We start from the raw sequence: 16,468 nt of genomic DNA, 5'->3' as shown, positions 1-16,468 counted from the left end.
ATCCTGCGCCGCCGCCGGATGCTTCCCGGTGGCAGATCTGGCATCGTGTGCCAGCCCAGCGGATCGGTCGCGTCCTCCAGCGCCGGGGCGGACGGTCCGATGCCGAGAAGAGCGAAGCGGCCTTCGCGCTGGCTCACGTCCATCACGCCACCGGCCTTCCAGCCTGCGCAGACATCCGTGGGTGGCATGATTGTGTTCCGCGGTCGTTTGCCGGAGACGCGGACGATGGCCGACCCTGAGATCAGGGTGACGACGGGTACTTCGTCGAGGAGGAGGCCGAGCAGGGTGCCGTCGGCGGTCAGCTGGGGCACAGCCCGGTCCAGCGCCGTGCGGAAGCCGGAGCCAGCCCGGGTACCGACCAGCGTGTCCGTGCCCGCCGTCGCGGGCTCACAGGAAACCGCGGTCACCAGGCGCTGGCCGAAGTAGTCGATCGCGACTCGGGTACTTGCCTCGGCCACGAGCTCCGGATCGGAGTCTGTGGTTCGCCGGTCTGCGGTCGTGCGGATGTCGCGGGCCCTGCCGACAAGGATGAGCGGGCCTTCGAGGCCGTCCGGGCGCAGGGCGTCGACCGAGCTGGTTCGACGCACCGAGCCTGGGATGCGCGGCGGCGTGCCCGCACTCGGCCCGACTGTCCCGGGCCACAGAAGAACACTGGTCACTCTTACAACAGTTACCAGCCCGGATGAGTCGTTGCAGCATCCAAGCTTGGGCACAGCGCCGGAAGTCGGCAATGTCACGCCCCCACGCTCACGCCCTCGCGTCACGCCCCCATGGTCATGACTGCTTTGCGCCGAACATCCTGGCCCGCTGCTCCGAACGTCTCTGCCTACGAGTCTGGTAGAGGGTTCGGTGTCGGCGCGTGATAAGAGCGCCCGAGGACAGGGCGGACGAACCGGGTGAGGTCCGCCGGCGGCCGGTACGTCGTTTGGCCGTAGTCCAGCAGCTTGCCGTCGACGGGGTCGGTGACCAGGCGCCGCCACACTCCGTCGCCGGCGACCTGGCGAGCCACATCCGCTCTGATCGGCTACACATAGATATCCCCCTAAAAGGGAGCGGCGTACGGGCGGATGGATCGCGAGGTGACGGAGGGATACGCCCAGGTGTTGACCTTGATGGTCTCGAAGGGCTATGACTCGACAGGTGCATGGCACCGGACCCCACGAAACGCGGGCCTGTTTCGAGCATGCGGCCAGCGCGTTCGTGTCCCTCGTCACCGGAATCAGCGATGATTGCTGGACGGCCCCGGCCCTGGGTGAGTGGTCCGTGCGCGACCTGGTCGGGCACACGAGCCGGGCGTTGTCGACCGTGGAGACCTACCTGGGGACACCGGCCGGCGTGGTTGATGCGGGCGCCGGCGCTCAGACTGATCGCATAGATGCCGTCGGCTACTACCTGGCGGTACGAAGCGGGGATCTGGCGGTGCGTATCGGGCTGGCGGACCCCGCGGCCGTGACCCAACGTGGCCGTGATGCCGGCGCGGCACTCGGTGACGACCCGTCGGACGCGGTTACGGCGCTGGCCAACCGGGTGCGCGAGCTGGTGCGCGAGAGCCCCGACGACGCGGTCGTCATGACTGCGCTCGGCGCTATGAGGCTGGCTGACTACCTGCCCACCCGGACCTTTGAGCTCACCGTCCACACCCTGGATCTGGCTCGTGCGCTGGACGTCCCGCCACCGGCGAGCCTCGGCACCGCCATCGGTGGCAGCCTGCTGCTCGCCGCCGGCATCGCCGCGGCGCTCCCCGACGCCGCCGACATCCTCCTGCTGCTCACCGGGCGCGCGGACCTACCCGCAGCCCTCAGCGTGGTCTGACACCAGCGGCATGGCCTGACACCAGCGGCACGTTGGCCGGGGTCAGACCAGAGTCTCGTAGAGGCGGGCGGTCTTCTCGGCCACGGCCGGCCAGCCGAACTCGGTGACGGCCCGGTCGCGGCCGGCTCGGCCCATCGCGGTGGCACGCACCGGGTCCGCGAGGAGCTCGTTGACGGCGGCGGCGAGCGCCGCCGGGTCGCTGGGCGGGACGAGCAGCCCGGTCACGCCGTCATCCACCACTTCGGGGATACCGCCGACCCTGGAGGCGACCACGGCCGTGCCACAGGCCATCGCCTCCAGGTTGACGATCCCGAGCGGTTCGTACACGGACGGGCAGACGAACACGGTTGCATGCGACAGCAGCCCGATGATGTCGGGCTTGCTCAGCATGCCCGAGATCCATACGAGTCCCTTGCGGGTGTCGCGCAGCCCGTCCACCAGGTCGGTGACCTCGGTCAGTAGCGCGGGGGTGTCGGGCGCGCCCGCGCAGAACACCAGTTGCGCCCGCGGGTCGAGCTCGGCCGCGGCCCGCAGCAGCACTGGTACTCCCTTCTGGCGGGTGATCCGACCGACGAACACCACGGATGGCTGTTCCGGGTCCACCCCGTACCGGGTGAGGACGTCGGTCGCGGGGCTTGGCACGTACTCATCGGTGTCGATCCCGTTGCGGATGACATGGATCTTCGCCGGATCGACCGCCGGATAAGCCGACAGGACGTCCGCCCGCATGCCCTCGCTCACCGCGATGACGGCCGCGGCGGACTCGATGGACACCCGTTCGCACCAGGATGACAGCGCGTAGCCGCCACCGAGCTGTTCGGCCTTCCACGGCCGCAGCGGTTCCAACGAGTGTGAGGTCAACACATGTGGGATCCCATAGAGCAGCGACGCCAGATGCCCGGCCAGGTTGGCATACCAGGTGTGTGAATGCACCAGGTCGGCGCCGGCGGCGGCGGCGGTCGCGGACAGGTCGGCCGACACCGTCCGCAGGGCGTCACCCGCGTCCGCCAGCTGTTCCCACGGCCGGTGGGCGCGCACCGCGATACCGTCCGAGCCCACCCGGTCGGCCCCCTGGCAGTGCACGGTCAGCTCCACGAACCGGGAGATCTCGCGGGCAAGGTACTCGACGTGCACTCCGGCGCCGCCGTAGACCTCCGGCGGGTACTCCCTGGTCAGCAACGAGACGCGCATTACCTGCCCTTCAGGCATCCAGGACGGGGCTCAGTCGGTGATTGTCGGGCTCAGCCGGTGATCGTCACACCTTTCCCGACGACCGTGACGCCATCGGGGCTGACTGTGAATCCGCGGGCGATGTCGTGTTCCTTGTCCACCCCGATCTGCGTACCTTCCGGTACCACCACGTTCTTGTCGAGGATCGCGTCGCGGACCACCGCGCGCCGTCCGATGATCGTGTTGTCCAGTACGACCGCGTTCTCGACCTGCGCCCAGGAGTTCACCCGTACTCCCGGCGACAGGACCGACCGGCGTACCAGGCCGCCGGAAATGATCACTCCGTTGCTGACGACGCTGTTGAGCGCCATGCCGGTACGGCCTGGTTCCTCGTGCACGAACTTCGCCGGCGGCAGGGACGGGACGTTCGTCAGGATCGGCCAGTGCCGGTTGTACAGGTTGAACACCGGATCGAAGGCACACAGATCCATGTGCGCGTCGAAGTAGGAGTCGAGGGTGCCGACATCCCGCCAGTAGCCCCGGTCCCGTTCGCTCGCTCCTGGCACGTCGTTGTCAGCGAAGTCGTAGACCTGTGCCATGCCTTCCTTCGCCAGCATCGGGATGATGTTCCCGCCCATGTCGTGGACGCTGTCGTCGTCGGTGGCATCGGCTCGCAGCGCCTCGATCAGGGTGTCGGTGGAGAAGACGTAGTTGCCCATGGAGGCGAACGTCTCATCGGGCGCGTCCGGCAGGCCCGGAGGATCCGCGGGCTTCTCGAGGAAGGCGTCAATTGTGCGACCATCCGCACTCGGACTGATCACACCGAGTTGTGTCCCCTCCATCCGGGGCACACGCAGCCCCGCAACGGTCACTCCGGCCCCGCTGCCCAGATGCTGTCCGACCATCTGCCGCGGGTCCATTCGGTAGACGTGGTCGGCGCCGAACACGACCACGATATCCGGTTGATCATCGTAGATGAGGTTCAGTGACTGCAGGATGGCGTCCGCGGATCCCGTGTACCAGCGGGGTCCGAGCCGCTGCTGTGCGGGCACCGGCGTGACGTAGTTGTCGAGCAGGTCGCTCATCCGCCACGTGGTGGTGATGTGCCGGTCCAGGCTGTGGCTCTTGTATTGCGTGAGAACGCAGATCCGCAGGTAGCCGGCGTTGGCCAGGTTCGACAGGACGAAATCGATCAGCCGGTAGAGGCCGCCGAACGGGACAGCCGGTTTGGCGCGGTCGGCGGTGAGCGGTGCGAGCCGTTTGCCCGCACCACCGGCCAGCACGACGCCGAGCACTCTTGGCGTTGACATCCCAGACCTCCCCGGGGTAGCGATCGATGATCGGATGGGATCGGCTGGCACCGGCCTGTGGCGGCCGGGTTGGTAGGCCCAAAGCCTAACAACGTGTAGCTAATTGCGATGTTGGGCACAGAAGCTCTTGGGACCTGTCTTACCACCGGGTTCACGCTGATCATCCTGGGCGCGGCGGATCGGATGCTCACGAAAAGGATTTTTTGTTATTATTGGGAATAATAATCTCATCGATTGATTTTTTATGGTGTTCTGGTGTCACTCGGTTGGTCTTCCCTGGCTGTGCCCTGCTATGCGCGCGATCCCCGTTGATCATGCGCATTTCCCGGCGCGTGGCGGGCTCACCGTGGGCGGCACGCCCTACCTGGTGAGCCCGCTCCGGCGGGTCCTAGAGCGACCGGCAACAGGGGACGCGGCGTCGCGGGGCTGGGGCACGCACCTCGCATCGTTGGCATCAGTCGCCACCCAACACCTCCGGTGGCTCCCTGCGACGCCTCGCGATGCACGCACCCCGGCCCCGCTCCTTGATCCACACCCCTGTTGCTGGGCGCTCTTATCCGGCGGGCGTGGTCAGGTCGTACACGGTTGTGCCGCCGATCGTGGTCTGGCTGAAGTTCTGCTGCACCCACGCGGTGATGGCGCTGGCCGTGCCACTGGGCTGGCCGCCGCCCATCGCCATCCCCATCCCGCCGCCGCCCATGAAGTAGTGGATTTTTCGTTGGCTGACGTACTCCTGGAACTGCGCGAGCGTGGGCGTGGGATCGGTTCCGTTGAAGCCGCCGATGGCCATCACCGGGTCGCCGGTGGCGAGCTGGACGCCTGCCGCGGAGTTGGAGCCGACGGCGGCCGCGACCCAGATGTAGCGCCCCGCGTCCGCCCGCAGCGCCGTGACCAGCGCGGCACTTGGCGTTCCCGCGTTGAGAAGCCCGCCGAGGCCACCGGCTGTCCGTCCGAACATGGCTCCGCCCCGCCGGCCGAAGCCGCCGGCCAGACCTGCGGTACCGCCCTGTGCGGCCGGGCCGCCCGGTGACGTGCCCGGCGGGATGCTACCGCCAGCGAAACCACCGCCAGTGAAACCGTTCATCCAGCCGCCGCCAGCGAAGCCGCGGCCGGGGCCGGGGCCGCCAGCGAAGCCGCGGCCGGGGCCACCGAAACCCGTGGGCCCGGCGGATGGGATGGCACCGGTGTGCGCGGCGGAAGCCGTCGCGACCGCGTAGGCGGCTGGCCCGGTGGCGCCCGCGACAATGCTCACGGCAGCCATCACCACGGCGGCCCGGCGAGCCAACGGCACCGAGAGCACGAGGCTGAGGATCAGCGCGACAATCGCCGCGCCACCGAGAAGGAGCACCAGCGGCCGCAGCCACGGGTGCCAGCTGGGCGTCCGGTTGAGCAGGACGTAGGCCCAGGCTGTTGTGGCGGCCAGGGCCATGGCCAGCAGCAGAGCGGCGGCGAACTGGCCACGGCGGTGCCAGAGGCCGGTGCCGCCGATACCGATCACGGCTCCGATCGCGGGGGCGAGCGCTACCGTGTAGTACGGGTGGATGATCCCCTGGGCGAGGCTCAGGGTGATGCCGGTGACGAGGAGCCAGCCGCCCCACAGCGCAAGGGCCGCCCGGGTCCTGTCCGTACGCGGGGCGCGCCAGCCGAACGCAAGCCCGCCGATCAGGAGGATCAGCGCAGCCGGAATGAGCCAGGAGACCTGCCCACCCATCTCGGAGTTGAACATCCTGGTCAGACCAGTCGCTCCCCAGCGGCCACCGGTGCCGCCCGCCCCGCCCATGCCACCGACGCTGCCGGCTTCGTTGCCGTTGAGCCGGCCGAAGCCGTTGTAGCCGAAGATCAGATTAAGGACGCTGTTGTTCTGCGAGCCGCCGATGTAGGGGCGTGAGCTCTTCGGCCACAGTTCCACGACCGCGACCCACCAGCCGGCAGCGACGAGCATCGCCGCCCCGGCGAGCAGGAGCTGGCCGATCCTGCGCCGGAGCGGTGCCGGCGCGGCCAGGAGATAGGTGAGCGCGAACGCCGGCACGACCAGGAATGTCTGCATCATCTTGGCGAGAAAACCGAAACCGACGAAGACGCCCGCCCAGACGATCCAACGGGTACTCGCGTTCTCCACCGCCCGGACGGTCGCGTACGCACCCAGGACCAGCAGCAGGACGAGCAGCGAGTCGGGGTTGTTGAACCGGAACATCAGCACCGCGACCGGGGTCGTCGCGAAGACCGCGCCGGCCAGCAACGCCGCGCCGGGGGAGAACCAGCGCCGGACCGTCGCATACAGGACGCCCACGGCCGCGACGCCCTCGAGCGCCTGCGGGACGAGCACGCTCCACGAGTTGAGCCCGAAGAGGCGTACGAAGATCTCCGCGACCCACAGGGAAGCCGGTGGCTTGTCCACGGTGATGAAGTTCGAGGCATCCGAGGAACCGAAGAAGAAGGCCTTCCAGCTCGTCGAACCGGCCTGCACAGCGGCGGAGTAGAAGGCGTTCGCCCAGCCGGACCTCCCCAGCCCCCAGCTGTAGAGCAGCGCGGTTGCGGTGAGAAGGGCGAGCAGGGCAGGGCGCACCCAGGGCTGGTCGGATTCCCGGCCGCGAAGAAGGCGCCGCGCCCATCGGGCGGGTGGCTGCCGGACCTGTGTAGCCGCCGGGCCAGCCGGTGCGGGGGGAACTCCGGCCGCCTGGTCCGGAAAGGTTGTGGTCACGTTCAGGTCCTCATCATCAGGGGCGGGAGCTGGACGACGGCGCGGCCGGGGAGCGTCCGGGGTGCCCGGCTGGCCGTCATCACGGATATCGCCGACATCGCCCTATCGTCGGGTCTCAGCCTGATGTGGGCCTGACGCAAGTCTGGGAACCGACTGAAGGCCGACGCGGGCGGGCAGCCCCGCCGACACAGCTGTGCGGGGACGGCATCGTGCCCATCGTGGTGTCCATCGCGGTGTCCATCGCGCCGGTCACCCACTGTCGGGGCGACCGGCGATCAGATCGGAGATGCGGTCTTTGCGGTGGATCCACCGTTGGTCGTGGCGGATGGCCCGGCTGTCGGCCCGCGCGGCTTTGTGAGATCCGCTGTGATAGCGCCATCGTGCCCACGGCGAGTTGGGCCGAGCCAGCCGGATCGCGCCGATGAGCGCGAGGAAGGGGACGAGCAGCCCGATGGTCCCGAGGCGCAGTTTGCCCTTCAGAAAAGTGATCACTACCAGAAGGATGTTGAGGATGAGTGATGCCACATAGTCCCACAGCGCCGCGCTCTGGCTGTCGTCAAGGCCGTTGACCCCGAAGGGCAGGCTGCCCAGAATGAGCAGGCCGGTGACCGCCACCCCGAGGGCGACCGCATCGACCGAGACGCGGCCCTCCTCGCTCCAGTACACGTCCTGTAGGTGCAGGACCAAAGCGAACTCGTCCAGGACGAGCGCGATCCCGACACCGAACAGCGCTCCGAGCAGGTCCCACCACGGTGATCTGCCGGCTGCCGGGGTGAACGCGCCGACTCCGGCGACGCACATGAAAATGATGCCGAAGACGATATGGTGGATATGTGTCCCGCCAGCCGCGACATTTCCGGGCCACCAGGAAACCCCCGCCCGGATCATCCGGACGCTGAGCCGGATGAACAGAAATGTACCCACGAACGCCACCAGCAGCAGGAACAGCGGCTGTTTCCCGGGCTCGACAATGACCCGGTGATAGAAGTCCGTCACCGCGCTCACCTGAACTTCCGCAAAGAATCTAGGCCCGCCGCGGCCGGGTCTGTCCGGACCGTATTCGTCAGGCGGTTATCCTACGTCCAGCCGGCTCCGTGGCTCGCCGCGCCTGGCCGGTGTCAGGAAGTCGCGTGCCCGCGCCACCAGCCGGGTCATCTCATATCCGACGAGACCGATTTCACATGTTTTGGCGGCCAGGACGGACAGGCAGGCGCCCTCGCTGATGGCCATGAGGAGCAGGGTGCCGTGGTCCATCTCGACCATTGTCTGGCGTACCGGTCCGGACTCCATGAGGGTCGCCGCACCGAGGGCCAGGCCGAGCAGGCCCGAGGAGATCGCGCACAGTTGTTCTGCCCGGTCGCGGATAAAGCCGTCGCACACCGCGAGCAGCAGCCCATCGACCGAGACGACGATGGCACTCGCCACTCCAGGAACCGACCCGACGAAGTTATTGACGAGCCAGTTCAGCCCACCGTCTGGCCCACCGTCTGGCTCGTCGTCCGGTGCGCTCGCCTCGGTCACACGCTCCCTCGCTGTCCGCACGGGTGCGCCGATCCACCATGGCTCCGGTAGTACAATTCGCTACCTCTCTGGCCGTTCTCGTCCGCGTTCGGTGACCCGACTGAGCCGTGGCTATTTCCGCCAAGGTATCGGCTCGGGGTTCGCCAACCGCGACCAGGTTCCTCGCGTCACCTTCGGATGGCCAGTTTATGCCCTGCCAGGTGGGCGCCTTGACCTGGTGACAGCTGGGTCAGGCGGCGGGCTGGAAAAAGTACCCAAGATAAACGAATTAACCTGTTATGTCTGTATTGCTATGATCACCCGTTGATTGGATTTTGTCACCGGGCTCGTGTCGGCTGGCCTTGACCCGTTGGGATGGCCTTGAGCCGCCGGGATCCACGGCCAATCTCGTCGCCGTGATCTGACCGGTCGCTATCGGTCGTCATGGTCCAGTCGGTAGAAAAGACTGGAATCCGGCAAGGCCCATGCATCCGGCAAATCCAGTATTGTGGCCATATGCTGGTCCGGCCACCCGGCCGTCGATCAACGGGCGGGTGGCCGGACGGGTATGCCAGTGTGACGGGCATACCGATGTTCAGCTGGTGGCGGCTCCGTGCTCAAGCCGGGCAGCGATGTTGTAGATCCGGCGTTCGAAGCTCCCGGACCAGTACGGCGTCATCGGGCTGGTGATCTCACGGTGGCCCGGTGCGGTCTCCCAGGCGAGGAACTGCTCTTCGCTCTCCCACTCGCTGAGCAGGAGGTAACGGCCGGAGCCGTCGGGGTCTCGCAGGAGCTCGTCACCGAGGAGACCGGGCGTGCCCTTCATCCGTGCGGTGACCTGTAGATAAGCCAGTTCGAACTCGTTCGCCACCGCCGGGGCGACATTCGCGAAGACAAGAATACGCGCGGTCATCGACGACCTCCTTGCGTCAGCTATTTTTTGATCTTCCACGGACGGCGCCGAGAAGGCTATCCGGCCGTGGCCAGAACAAGCGAGGCCGGACCGGCCAGCGGCCGGTGCTCGTCGAACCGCCAACCGGTGTCCGCCAGCAGTTTGGCGGCTTCCTCGACGCTGTAGGCCTGGCCACCGCCGACAAGCAGGAATTCACCCGAGAGGAGTGCCGCAAACGCGGGGTCGGTGTGGGTGGGATCGGTCCACAGGTCGACCAGCAACAGACGGGCCCCGTCAGGGGCCGCCGCCCGGACCCGGCTCAGCAGAATCCGGCTGCGGTCCGGTGGGAAGAGATGAATCACGTTCGCCAGCAGCAGCACATCGTGGTCCTTGGGTATCGGATCGTTGAAGAGATCGCCCTCGACGATGGTCAGCCGGTCCCGGTCAGCCAACCCGTCGACATGCCGCGCAGCCACGACCGCGGTCTGGGGAAGCTCGAACAACGTGGCGGACAGCTGCGGATTGCGGCCCAGTGCCGCGCGCGCGAACGAACCGGTACCGCCACCCAGATCGAGCAGGCGCTGATGGGCGGAGAAGGAGTAGCGACCGGGTAGCGCCGCCGCGGAGGCGCTGGTGCTGACCTCCATTCCGAGCGAGAGCATTGTCTGCTCCGCCGCGGACAGGGGCTCTGTCTGCGGTTCGCCCGTGCGCACCGCGGCCTCAAGCCGTTGCCAGGTGGGATAGCTGATCTGGTCCCACCACCTCAGCATGGGGCGCCGGTCAGCCGGCGTGGCGCCGGCCAGAAACGTCTGCGCGACTGGGGCGTTGCTGTATTCGTCGCCCTCCCGGTTGACCAGGCCGACGCTCACCATCGCATCGGCGACGATCCGCGTGGACCGTTCCGGAACGTCGATCACGGTGCTCAGCTGCGCCGCCGTGCGCGAGCCCGGCGCCAGCGCCTCGAACAGGCCGATCCGGGACGCGACGAACAGAAACTTGGCGGCCATGTAGCCGGCGGAGATCCGTAGAATCTGTTCGGGTGTTTCACTGGACTCGGTCATGATAGTTCCCGTTCTTGAGTAATGGTTCGTCGGTCGGGCGCTGATATTTGCGGGACCAGGTGTCGAGACGGATCGAGGCGGGCAGTTCAGCCGGTTCTCGGGAAATTTTCTGGTGCCACTCGGCGAGCGACGGCCGGGAAAAGCCGAAGTGCGTTTTCGCGACTGATCAGACGAAATGCTTCCGTATCGAGACTGGGATCATTTTTCAGTCCCTGGGACGCCACGGAAACTCCGACGGCGGGCACCGCGTTGTAGTCGCTACCGTAAAGGATTCGCGTGGCACTGACGGAGGCGAGTAATGTCGGTGTGGCGTATGGTGACATCGGCCCGGCTGTATCGTAGTGAAAGCGGTTCAGGGCGGCCTGGACCGTGCTGGCGTCGAGACCATGCCCGAAGGCGGCGGCAAGGGTGAGCCGGGCGGCCTGATAAGGCAGGAAGCCGCCGGCGTGCGGCAGGATGAACGAGATTTCCGGGTAACGGTCCAGCGTGCCGCAAGTAATCAGCTGGATGGCTGCCCGCGTCGTGTCGAGCATGAAGTCCGCGATGAATGCCGGGAACGGGCTCACTGAGCAGGACGGCAGGTTGAACGGGTGGATGAGCACGACTGTCTGCCGCAGGTTCAGCTCCGCGAAGACCTCGTCAAGGGCAGGATCTCCCAGATATGCCCCGTCCGCATGGCAGCCCATGACGACGCCGTCCGCGTCGAGCTCGTCGAATGCATAGGCGATCTCGGCCAGTGAGATTTCCATGAATGGCAGCGGAACGTAGGCGAGAAATCCGAACCGCTGCGGGTGCTGATGGGCGATCTCGGCCAGTGACTCGTTGGCGGTACGGGCGATCTCGGCGGCCCAGGGCGCATCCCCGCCGAGGAATTCGCTGGGAATCGCGGCCGACGCCAGCCCCAGCTCGATGCCAGTCATGTCCATTGTCTCCAGGGCAACCCCGAGATCCCAGGTCGCGAAGGGCGGTCCGCCGACCGGTGGTAGCAGATTACGGTCGACCGCCAATCGTTTTAAAGTGGGTGGTAACATATGGTGATGGACGTCGATGTACCCGCTTGGTCGCGCGCCGTCGGAATGCGCTCCGGGAGGATGTTCGCTCATGGTGGGTTCTCCTGGCCGGGACGGGGTGAGATAAAACTAGGGTGGGATGAATGTTAAAGGGCAACCGGTCCGCTGGATTATGACACCACTGGTCCTGTCCGCGACGATGATTTTCTCGGCCGGTGGCCTGGTTTTCGGCAGAAAATCAGAGCGCGGTGTGATGGTGCTGGCAGGGGCTTGTCTGATCTGTTTCGTTCGGCTTGGGAGACAGGGCTTTTGCCCTCACCAGCCGGGCCGTGGACGGCTGGTTATCCGACGGTGAGAGGTACGCTCTCCTGTTCCCCGCTGCCCGTAGCTCCTTTCTCGGAGCTCCCGAGCCCGCCGCCGAGCCCGCCGGGATGCGGGCCTCGTACGTTCATGCCAAGCTGGCGGAGCAGGCCGCGATCGTCGCGGATCGCGTCATGCTCGACGACCTTTCCCCCGGACATGCGAAACCAGTGGGTATGTCGCCAGGCCACCCGCTGACCAGCGGCCCGCACTCCCATGATCACCCCGTGCGCCGTGCCTTCGATCACAATCATCGAGGCGACGACCTCCGAATCCGCGACGATGCTTTCCAGCCGCCAGGCGGCGGCCGGAAAGCATCGCAGCACGACCCCCAAAGTGGCAGCCAGACCAGCCCGCCCAGGTGGGCTGCCGGGCTCCATTCGGTGATTAACCATATCCGGGGCGAATGCTGTCAGGGCACCTTCGAGATCGCCGTTCTCCAGTGCCCGGAAGTGGTTGATGATCGTCAGTCTGTTAGTATCGGCCAGGGTCTCGCCGCTCACGATCGCCATTCTGTTCCTTCCAGGTGGACGAGGATTTCGGCTACCTCCATCCGCACGCTCTCTCGCAGGTCGCGCAGTGGCGCGGTGAGAGCGTCCTGCTCCGGGCTGCGCTCGAAGGCCTGGAAATGCTCCCGGTCCGTCCAGTCGCTCGTGATGACGAACGCGCACGGGCCGTCCCGCAGGAGGCTCTGCCGCAGATTGCCTGTTGCCCGGCTCGCGGCCAGCGCGACCTTTTCCCAGACGTCGATGAAATCTTGTTCCCGGTTGGGACGGACACGCATCGTAAGAGTTACTCTGATCATCAGATCCCTCCGTCTACGTACAGCGTGGCGCCGGTGATGTAGCGGGCCGCGTCGCCCGCGAGGAAGAGTACTGCGCTGGCGATCTCCTCGGGCCGAGCGAGGCGCCCGAGCGCGGTCATCGCCTCGGCCTGTGCCCGCCTTGCTGGCGACATGCCGGCCGTCTGGTCGGTCTCGGTGAAACCGGGGGCCACCGTGTTGACCCGGATGCCGCGTGACCCGAGCTCCTTGGCCAGGGATCTGGTGAAGCCGAGGACAGCGGCCTTGGAGGCCATGTACGGGGTGCGGTCCGCGACGCCGCGCAATGCTCCGGCCGAGCCGATGGTAATGATCGACGCTTCATTGGCCAGTAGGTCGTGCGCCGCTCGGTGGAGCAGGTAAAGGCTGGTCAGGTTGGTGTCGAGCACCCGCCGCCACTCGTCCAGGCCGAGCTGGTGCAGCGGTGCCTGGGTCGCGGCCGCCGCGTTGTTGACCAGGATGTCGAGCGCCCCGAAGCGGTCGCGGGCGGCCTCCAGCAGCCGGTTCACGTCCGCTTCCACCGACACGTCGGCGCGTACCAGCTGCGCGTCGGCGCCAAGTCGGTTGAGTTCGTCCGCGAGTGAAGTGACCGCATCGCTTTCGTTGACATAGCAAGTGATCACGGACGCTCCCTGCTGCGCGAGCGCCAGCACGACGGCACGCCCGATCCCGCGGGCACCGCCGGTGACCAGGGCTGATCTGCCTTTGAGCCCGAAGTCCATCAGCTGTCCCCCCGCGCGGGTGTCTCGACGGCCCGCAGGATCAGCGAGCTGTTGAAGCCGCCGTAGCCGCGGGCGTTGACCATGGCGACCCGTACCGGGGTCTCACGTGGTTCCCGGACGAGGTCGAGGCGGTACTGCGGGAGCGGGTCGTCGAGGTTACCGACCGCCGGGATCACCCCGTCGCGGATGGACAACAGCGCGTTCGCCGCCGCCAGCGCTGAGCCGCCCGCGCACATCCGCCCGATCAGACCCTGCGGAGCGGTGACGGGAACGTGCTCCGCATGGGCACCGAATGCCAGGTGGATCGCGCGTGCCTCCAGGTCGTCGAGATCCCGCGAGCCCGCGCCGTCCGCGAAGATCACATCAACGTCGGCCGGGTTGAGGTCCGCATCGACGAGCGCTCGGCGCATGGCCTCGGCGTACCAGCGCGGGTCCGGCGAGGGGTCGCGATGATGGGCCGCGTCGTGGGTCGCCGCGTATCCGGCGATCTCGGCGTATATCTTCGGCGCGCCGCGGGCCGCCGCGGAGGCCGGGTCCTCCACGACGAGTGTCACGCCGCCCTCGGCGGGCACATGACCACCCGCGGAACGGTCGAACGGCTTGTAGCCGGCTTTCGGCTCGCTGCTGGTGGACAGGCGCCCGCCGGTGATCTGGCAGGTCAGAGCGTAGGGAGTGAGGCCGGCCTCGGCAGCGCCAGCGAGGACGGCCGGCGTTCCCCGGCGGATCGTCCGCCGGGCCTGCGCGAGACTGTCGAGGCCACCGGCGGCGTCGGTGACCACAACCGCGGACGGTCCCTTCAGACCGTGCCTGATCGAGGTCTGGCCGGTGGTCGCCGCGTAGAACCAGGCGATGGACTGGTACACGCTGACGGCCTGGCGGCCAAGGCTCCACAGCCGCTGGATCTCCCGCTGGCCGAAGTCATTGCCGCCGGACCCGGCCGCGAACACCACCGAGGTCGCGTACGGATCGTGCGCCGCCGGGTCGTAGGAGGCGTCGGACAGCGCGAGTTCGGTCGCGGCCATGCCGAGCCACGTCCACCGGTCGGTCTGTAGGACGAGTCGGCCGCCCAGGCGCCCAGCGGGGTCGAATCCGTCGATCTGGCCGGCAAGCGTCGTGGTGTACCGGCTGGCGTCGAAGCTGGTGATCGGTTTTACCCGTAACTCGCCACGCAGCGTGGAGCGCCAGTGCTCCTCGGTTCCGATGCCGCTGGGGGCTATCACTCCGACACCGGTGACAACAGGACGCAGGGCCGGCCGAGCGGCGATCACCGGGCATCCGATCCGCGGTCGAGAACGATGGCTGACTGGAACCCGCCGAAGCCGCTGCCGACCGACAGGGCCACGGTGACGTCATGGTCACGAGCGATGTTCGGTACGTAGTCCAGGTCGCATTCGGGGTCTGGGCGGGCCCAGTTGGCGGTGGGTGGGACGACCCGGTTCTCGATCGCCAGGGCGCAGGCCGCGACCTCGATGGCGCCGATCGCTCCCAGGGAGTGACCGACCATGGATTTGATCGAGCTCACCGGGACGGTGTAGGCATGTTGCCCGAGTGCTTTCTTGAACGCGGCGGTCTCGTGGCGATCGTTCTGTTTGGTCCCGGAACCGTGGGCGTTGACGTAGTCGATCCGGGCCGGGTCGGTGTGGCCCTGCCGCAGGGCATCCGAGATCGCCACGGCCATGTCGAGACCGTCGGCCTTCAGACCGGTCATGTGGAAGGCGTTCGAGCGTGCGGCATAGCCGGTGACCTCGCAGTACACGTGGGCGCCCCGGGCCCGCGCATGCGCCAGCTCCTCCAGCACGAGTACGGCGGAGCCCTCGCCCATCACGAACCCGTCGCGGGTCGCGTCGAACGGCCGGGAGGCGTGCTCGGGATCGTCGTTGCGCGCGGACGTCGCCCGGATCGCGTCGAAGCACGCGATCGAGATCGGGGACAGCGGTGCGTCCGACGCTCCCGCGATCACGATGTCGGCCTCACCGTCGACGATGAGCTGGTGACCGTACCCGACCGCGTCGATCCCGGAGGTACAGCCGGTCGAGACCACGTGTGCCGGGCCATGGGCGGCGAACCGGTAGGCCACCTCGGTGGCCAGACAGCTGGGGACCAGGGCGTGGTAAAGAAAGGACGATGCGTAGCTGGGGTCGACAAGCCAGTCGCGCCCGCTGTTACTGGCGATCACGTACTCGTCTTCCAGCCGGGTGGTCGCGCCGACCGCGCTGCCCATGCTCACGGCTACCAGCGGCTGGTCGGGGTCGGCGGGGTCCGCGTCCCCGCCGAGTTCCAGCCCGCTATCGGTGACCGCTTCGGTCGCGGCCACGAGGGCGAACTGGATGAAACGGTCGTTACGGGCGATTTCCTGTGGCGTCAGCCCCGCCGCGGCCGGGTCGAAGTCGCATTCGGCGGCCACCTGCGAGCGGAACTGGCTCGGGTCGAAGAACGACAGGCGTCTGGTGGCTGTCCGGCCATCGGTCAGCAGGTGCCAGAACTCCTTGCTACCGGTGCCTCCCGGCGCGACCACGCCGATGCCGGTTATCGCCGTCCGTCTCACTTCCGGCTCCTTCATGGGATGTTCCAGCGTGGGCACGTCAGTTCTGGGGGAGCGGTTCGGTGTCCACGTGGCCGAGTTCCGGGCGCGGCGCCAAGGGGCTCAGCTGGAAGACAAGGAAGGCCGTCTGGCTGCCCTCGTTGACGATCCGATGCCGCATCCCGATCGGGATGAGGAGCCCGTGCTCGGCGGGCAGCGCGGTGTGCTCGCCGTCGAGCCGCGCGGTGACGCCTCCGGACACGCAGTACAGGAACTCCTCGGAGTACGGGTGCCAGTGCTCGGTGACGACCTCACCCGGTTGCAGCGTCAGCGTGCCGAGGAAGCCGGACTTCGCACCCACCGTCGCGGGGGACAGTAGGGTACGGATATCGCCGCCGCGACGGCGGTTGGCCGGGACGGCGTGGATCGACAGCGCGGCCGGTCTGGTGGTGGGGGTGGTCACGGTCATGGCTTCTCCTGGATCCCTGGGGGTGGGCAGGCCAGCGTTCCAAAATCGTCGGCGACGTGGGGGTGTCGTCGCCGGGTAGCAGGTGTGCTGTGCGGGGGCGTGCTGTGCGGAGGCGTGAGG

Annotated in this window: 15 protein-coding genes and 1 pseudogene; 1 reads left to right on the top strand and 15 read right to left on the bottom strand. The window is 67.5% G+C overall.

What is annotated here, in order from left to right; genetic code table 11:
• Window positions 1–659 (bottom strand): annotated as a pseudogene (locus tag MJ785_RS05630) (hypothetical protein); the annotation flags it as partial.
• A gap of 469 nt (window positions 660–1,128) precedes the next feature.
• On the opposite strand from MJ785_RS05630, the gene MJ785_RS05625 reads away from it, so the two are divergent.
• Window positions 1,129–1,812 (top strand): maleylpyruvate isomerase N-terminal domain-containing protein, encoded by a 684-nt coding sequence (locus MJ785_RS05625; RefSeq protein ID WP_239309848.1) that lies wholly within the window; start codon window positions 1,129–1,131, stop codon window positions 1,810–1,812.
• A gap of 42 nt (window positions 1,813–1,854) precedes the next feature.
• On the opposite strand, the gene glgA is transcribed toward MJ785_RS05625, so the two are convergent.
• The 14 genes from glgA to MJ785_RS05555 all read right to left on the bottom strand — a co-directional run bounded on the left by glgA (window position 1,855) and on the right by MJ785_RS05555 (window position 16,348).
• Window positions 1,855–3,003, bottom strand: a complete 1,149-nt coding sequence (gene glgA / locus MJ785_RS05620; protein ID WP_239380135.1) for a glycogen synthase — start codon at window positions 3,001–3,003, stop codon at window positions 1,855–1,857.
• Between the two features lie 50 nt (window positions 3,004–3,053).
• The gene (gene glgC, locus MJ785_RS05615) at window positions 3,054–4,292 is read right to left on the bottom strand and encodes a glucose-1-phosphate adenylyltransferase (protein ID WP_239309852.1); all 1,239 of its coding nucleotides are present in this window, start codon (window positions 4,290–4,292) and stop codon (window positions 3,054–3,056) included.
• A gap of 553 nt (window positions 4,293–4,845) precedes the next feature.
• Entirely contained in the window at window positions 4,846–6,993 is a 2,148-nt protein-coding gene (locus tag MJ785_RS05610; RefSeq protein WP_239380134.1) for a glycosyltransferase family 39 protein, read from the bottom strand.
• A 249-nt stretch (window positions 6,994–7,242) separates the two neighbouring features.
• A complete protein-coding gene (locus MJ785_RS05605) occupies window positions 7,243–7,998 on the bottom strand; it encodes a hypothetical protein (RefSeq protein WP_239309855.1) in 756 nt (251 codons plus the stop codon).
• Window positions 7,999–8,064: 66 nt separating this feature from the next.
• Window positions 8,065–8,514, bottom strand: coding sequence for a roadblock/LC7 domain-containing protein (locus MJ785_RS05600; RefSeq protein WP_255724395.1), 450 nt, complete (start codon window positions 8,512–8,514; stop codon window positions 8,065–8,067).
• Window positions 8,515–9,088: 574 nt separating this feature from the next.
• On the bottom strand, window positions 9,089–9,406 hold the full coding sequence (locus MJ785_RS05595) for an antibiotic biosynthesis monooxygenase (protein WP_239309857.1): 318 nt from the start codon (window positions 9,404–9,406) through the stop codon (window positions 9,089–9,091).
• A 56-nt stretch (window positions 9,407–9,462) separates the two neighbouring features.
• Window positions 9,463–10,446: an acetylserotonin O-methyltransferase gene (locus MJ785_RS05590; RefSeq protein WP_239309859.1), complete on the bottom strand. Its 984-nt coding sequence runs from the start codon at window positions 10,444–10,446 to the stop codon at window positions 9,463–9,465.
• An 86-nt stretch (window positions 10,447–10,532) separates the two neighbouring features.
• Window positions 10,533–11,549, bottom strand: a complete 1,017-nt coding sequence (locus MJ785_RS05585; RefSeq protein WP_239404983.1) for an amidohydrolase family protein — start codon at window positions 11,547–11,549, stop codon at window positions 10,533–10,535.
• Between the two features lie 248 nt (window positions 11,550–11,797).
• Window positions 11,798–12,328, bottom strand: coding sequence for an ester cyclase (locus tag MJ785_RS05580; RefSeq protein ID WP_239380133.1), 531 nt, complete (start codon window positions 12,326–12,328; stop codon window positions 11,798–11,800).
• Window positions 12,316–12,621, bottom strand: coding sequence for an antibiotic biosynthesis monooxygenase (locus MJ785_RS05575; RefSeq protein WP_239309864.1), 306 nt, complete (start codon window positions 12,619–12,621; stop codon window positions 12,316–12,318). The genes MJ785_RS05580 and MJ785_RS05575 overlap by 13 nt, the downstream gene beginning before the upstream one ends.
• The gene (locus MJ785_RS05570; RefSeq protein WP_239374863.1) at window positions 12,621–13,358 is read right to left on the bottom strand and encodes an SDR family NAD(P)-dependent oxidoreductase; all 738 of its coding nucleotides are present in this window, start codon (window positions 13,356–13,358) and stop codon (window positions 12,621–12,623) included. The genes MJ785_RS05575 and MJ785_RS05570 overlap by 1 nt, the downstream gene beginning before the upstream one ends.
• A complete protein-coding gene (locus tag MJ785_RS05565; RefSeq protein WP_239309868.1) occupies window positions 13,358–14,626 on the bottom strand; it encodes a beta-ketoacyl synthase N-terminal-like domain-containing protein in 1,269 nt (422 codons plus the stop codon). The genes MJ785_RS05570 and MJ785_RS05565 overlap by 1 nt, the downstream gene beginning before the upstream one ends.
• The gene (locus MJ785_RS05560) at window positions 14,623–15,918 is read right to left on the bottom strand and encodes a beta-ketoacyl synthase (RefSeq protein WP_239345100.1); all 1,296 of its coding nucleotides are present in this window, start codon (window positions 15,916–15,918) and stop codon (window positions 14,623–14,625) included. The genes MJ785_RS05565 and MJ785_RS05560 overlap by 4 nt, the downstream gene beginning before the upstream one ends.
• A gap of 22 nt (window positions 15,919–15,940) precedes the next feature.
• The gene (locus MJ785_RS05555) at window positions 15,941–16,348 is read right to left on the bottom strand and encodes a cupin domain-containing protein (protein ID WP_239310366.1); all 408 of its coding nucleotides are present in this window, start codon (window positions 16,346–16,348) and stop codon (window positions 15,941–15,943) included.
• Between the last annotated feature and the right edge of the window lie 120 nt (window positions 16,349–16,468).

It is taken from the genome of Protofrankia sp. CiT1 (genome assembly GCF_917627335.1).
In the GTDB taxonomy this organism is placed as follows: Bacteria; Actinomycetota; Actinomycetes; order Frankiales; family Frankiaceae; genus Protofrankia.
This window is presented reverse-complemented; position numbering and strand designations above follow the sequence as displayed.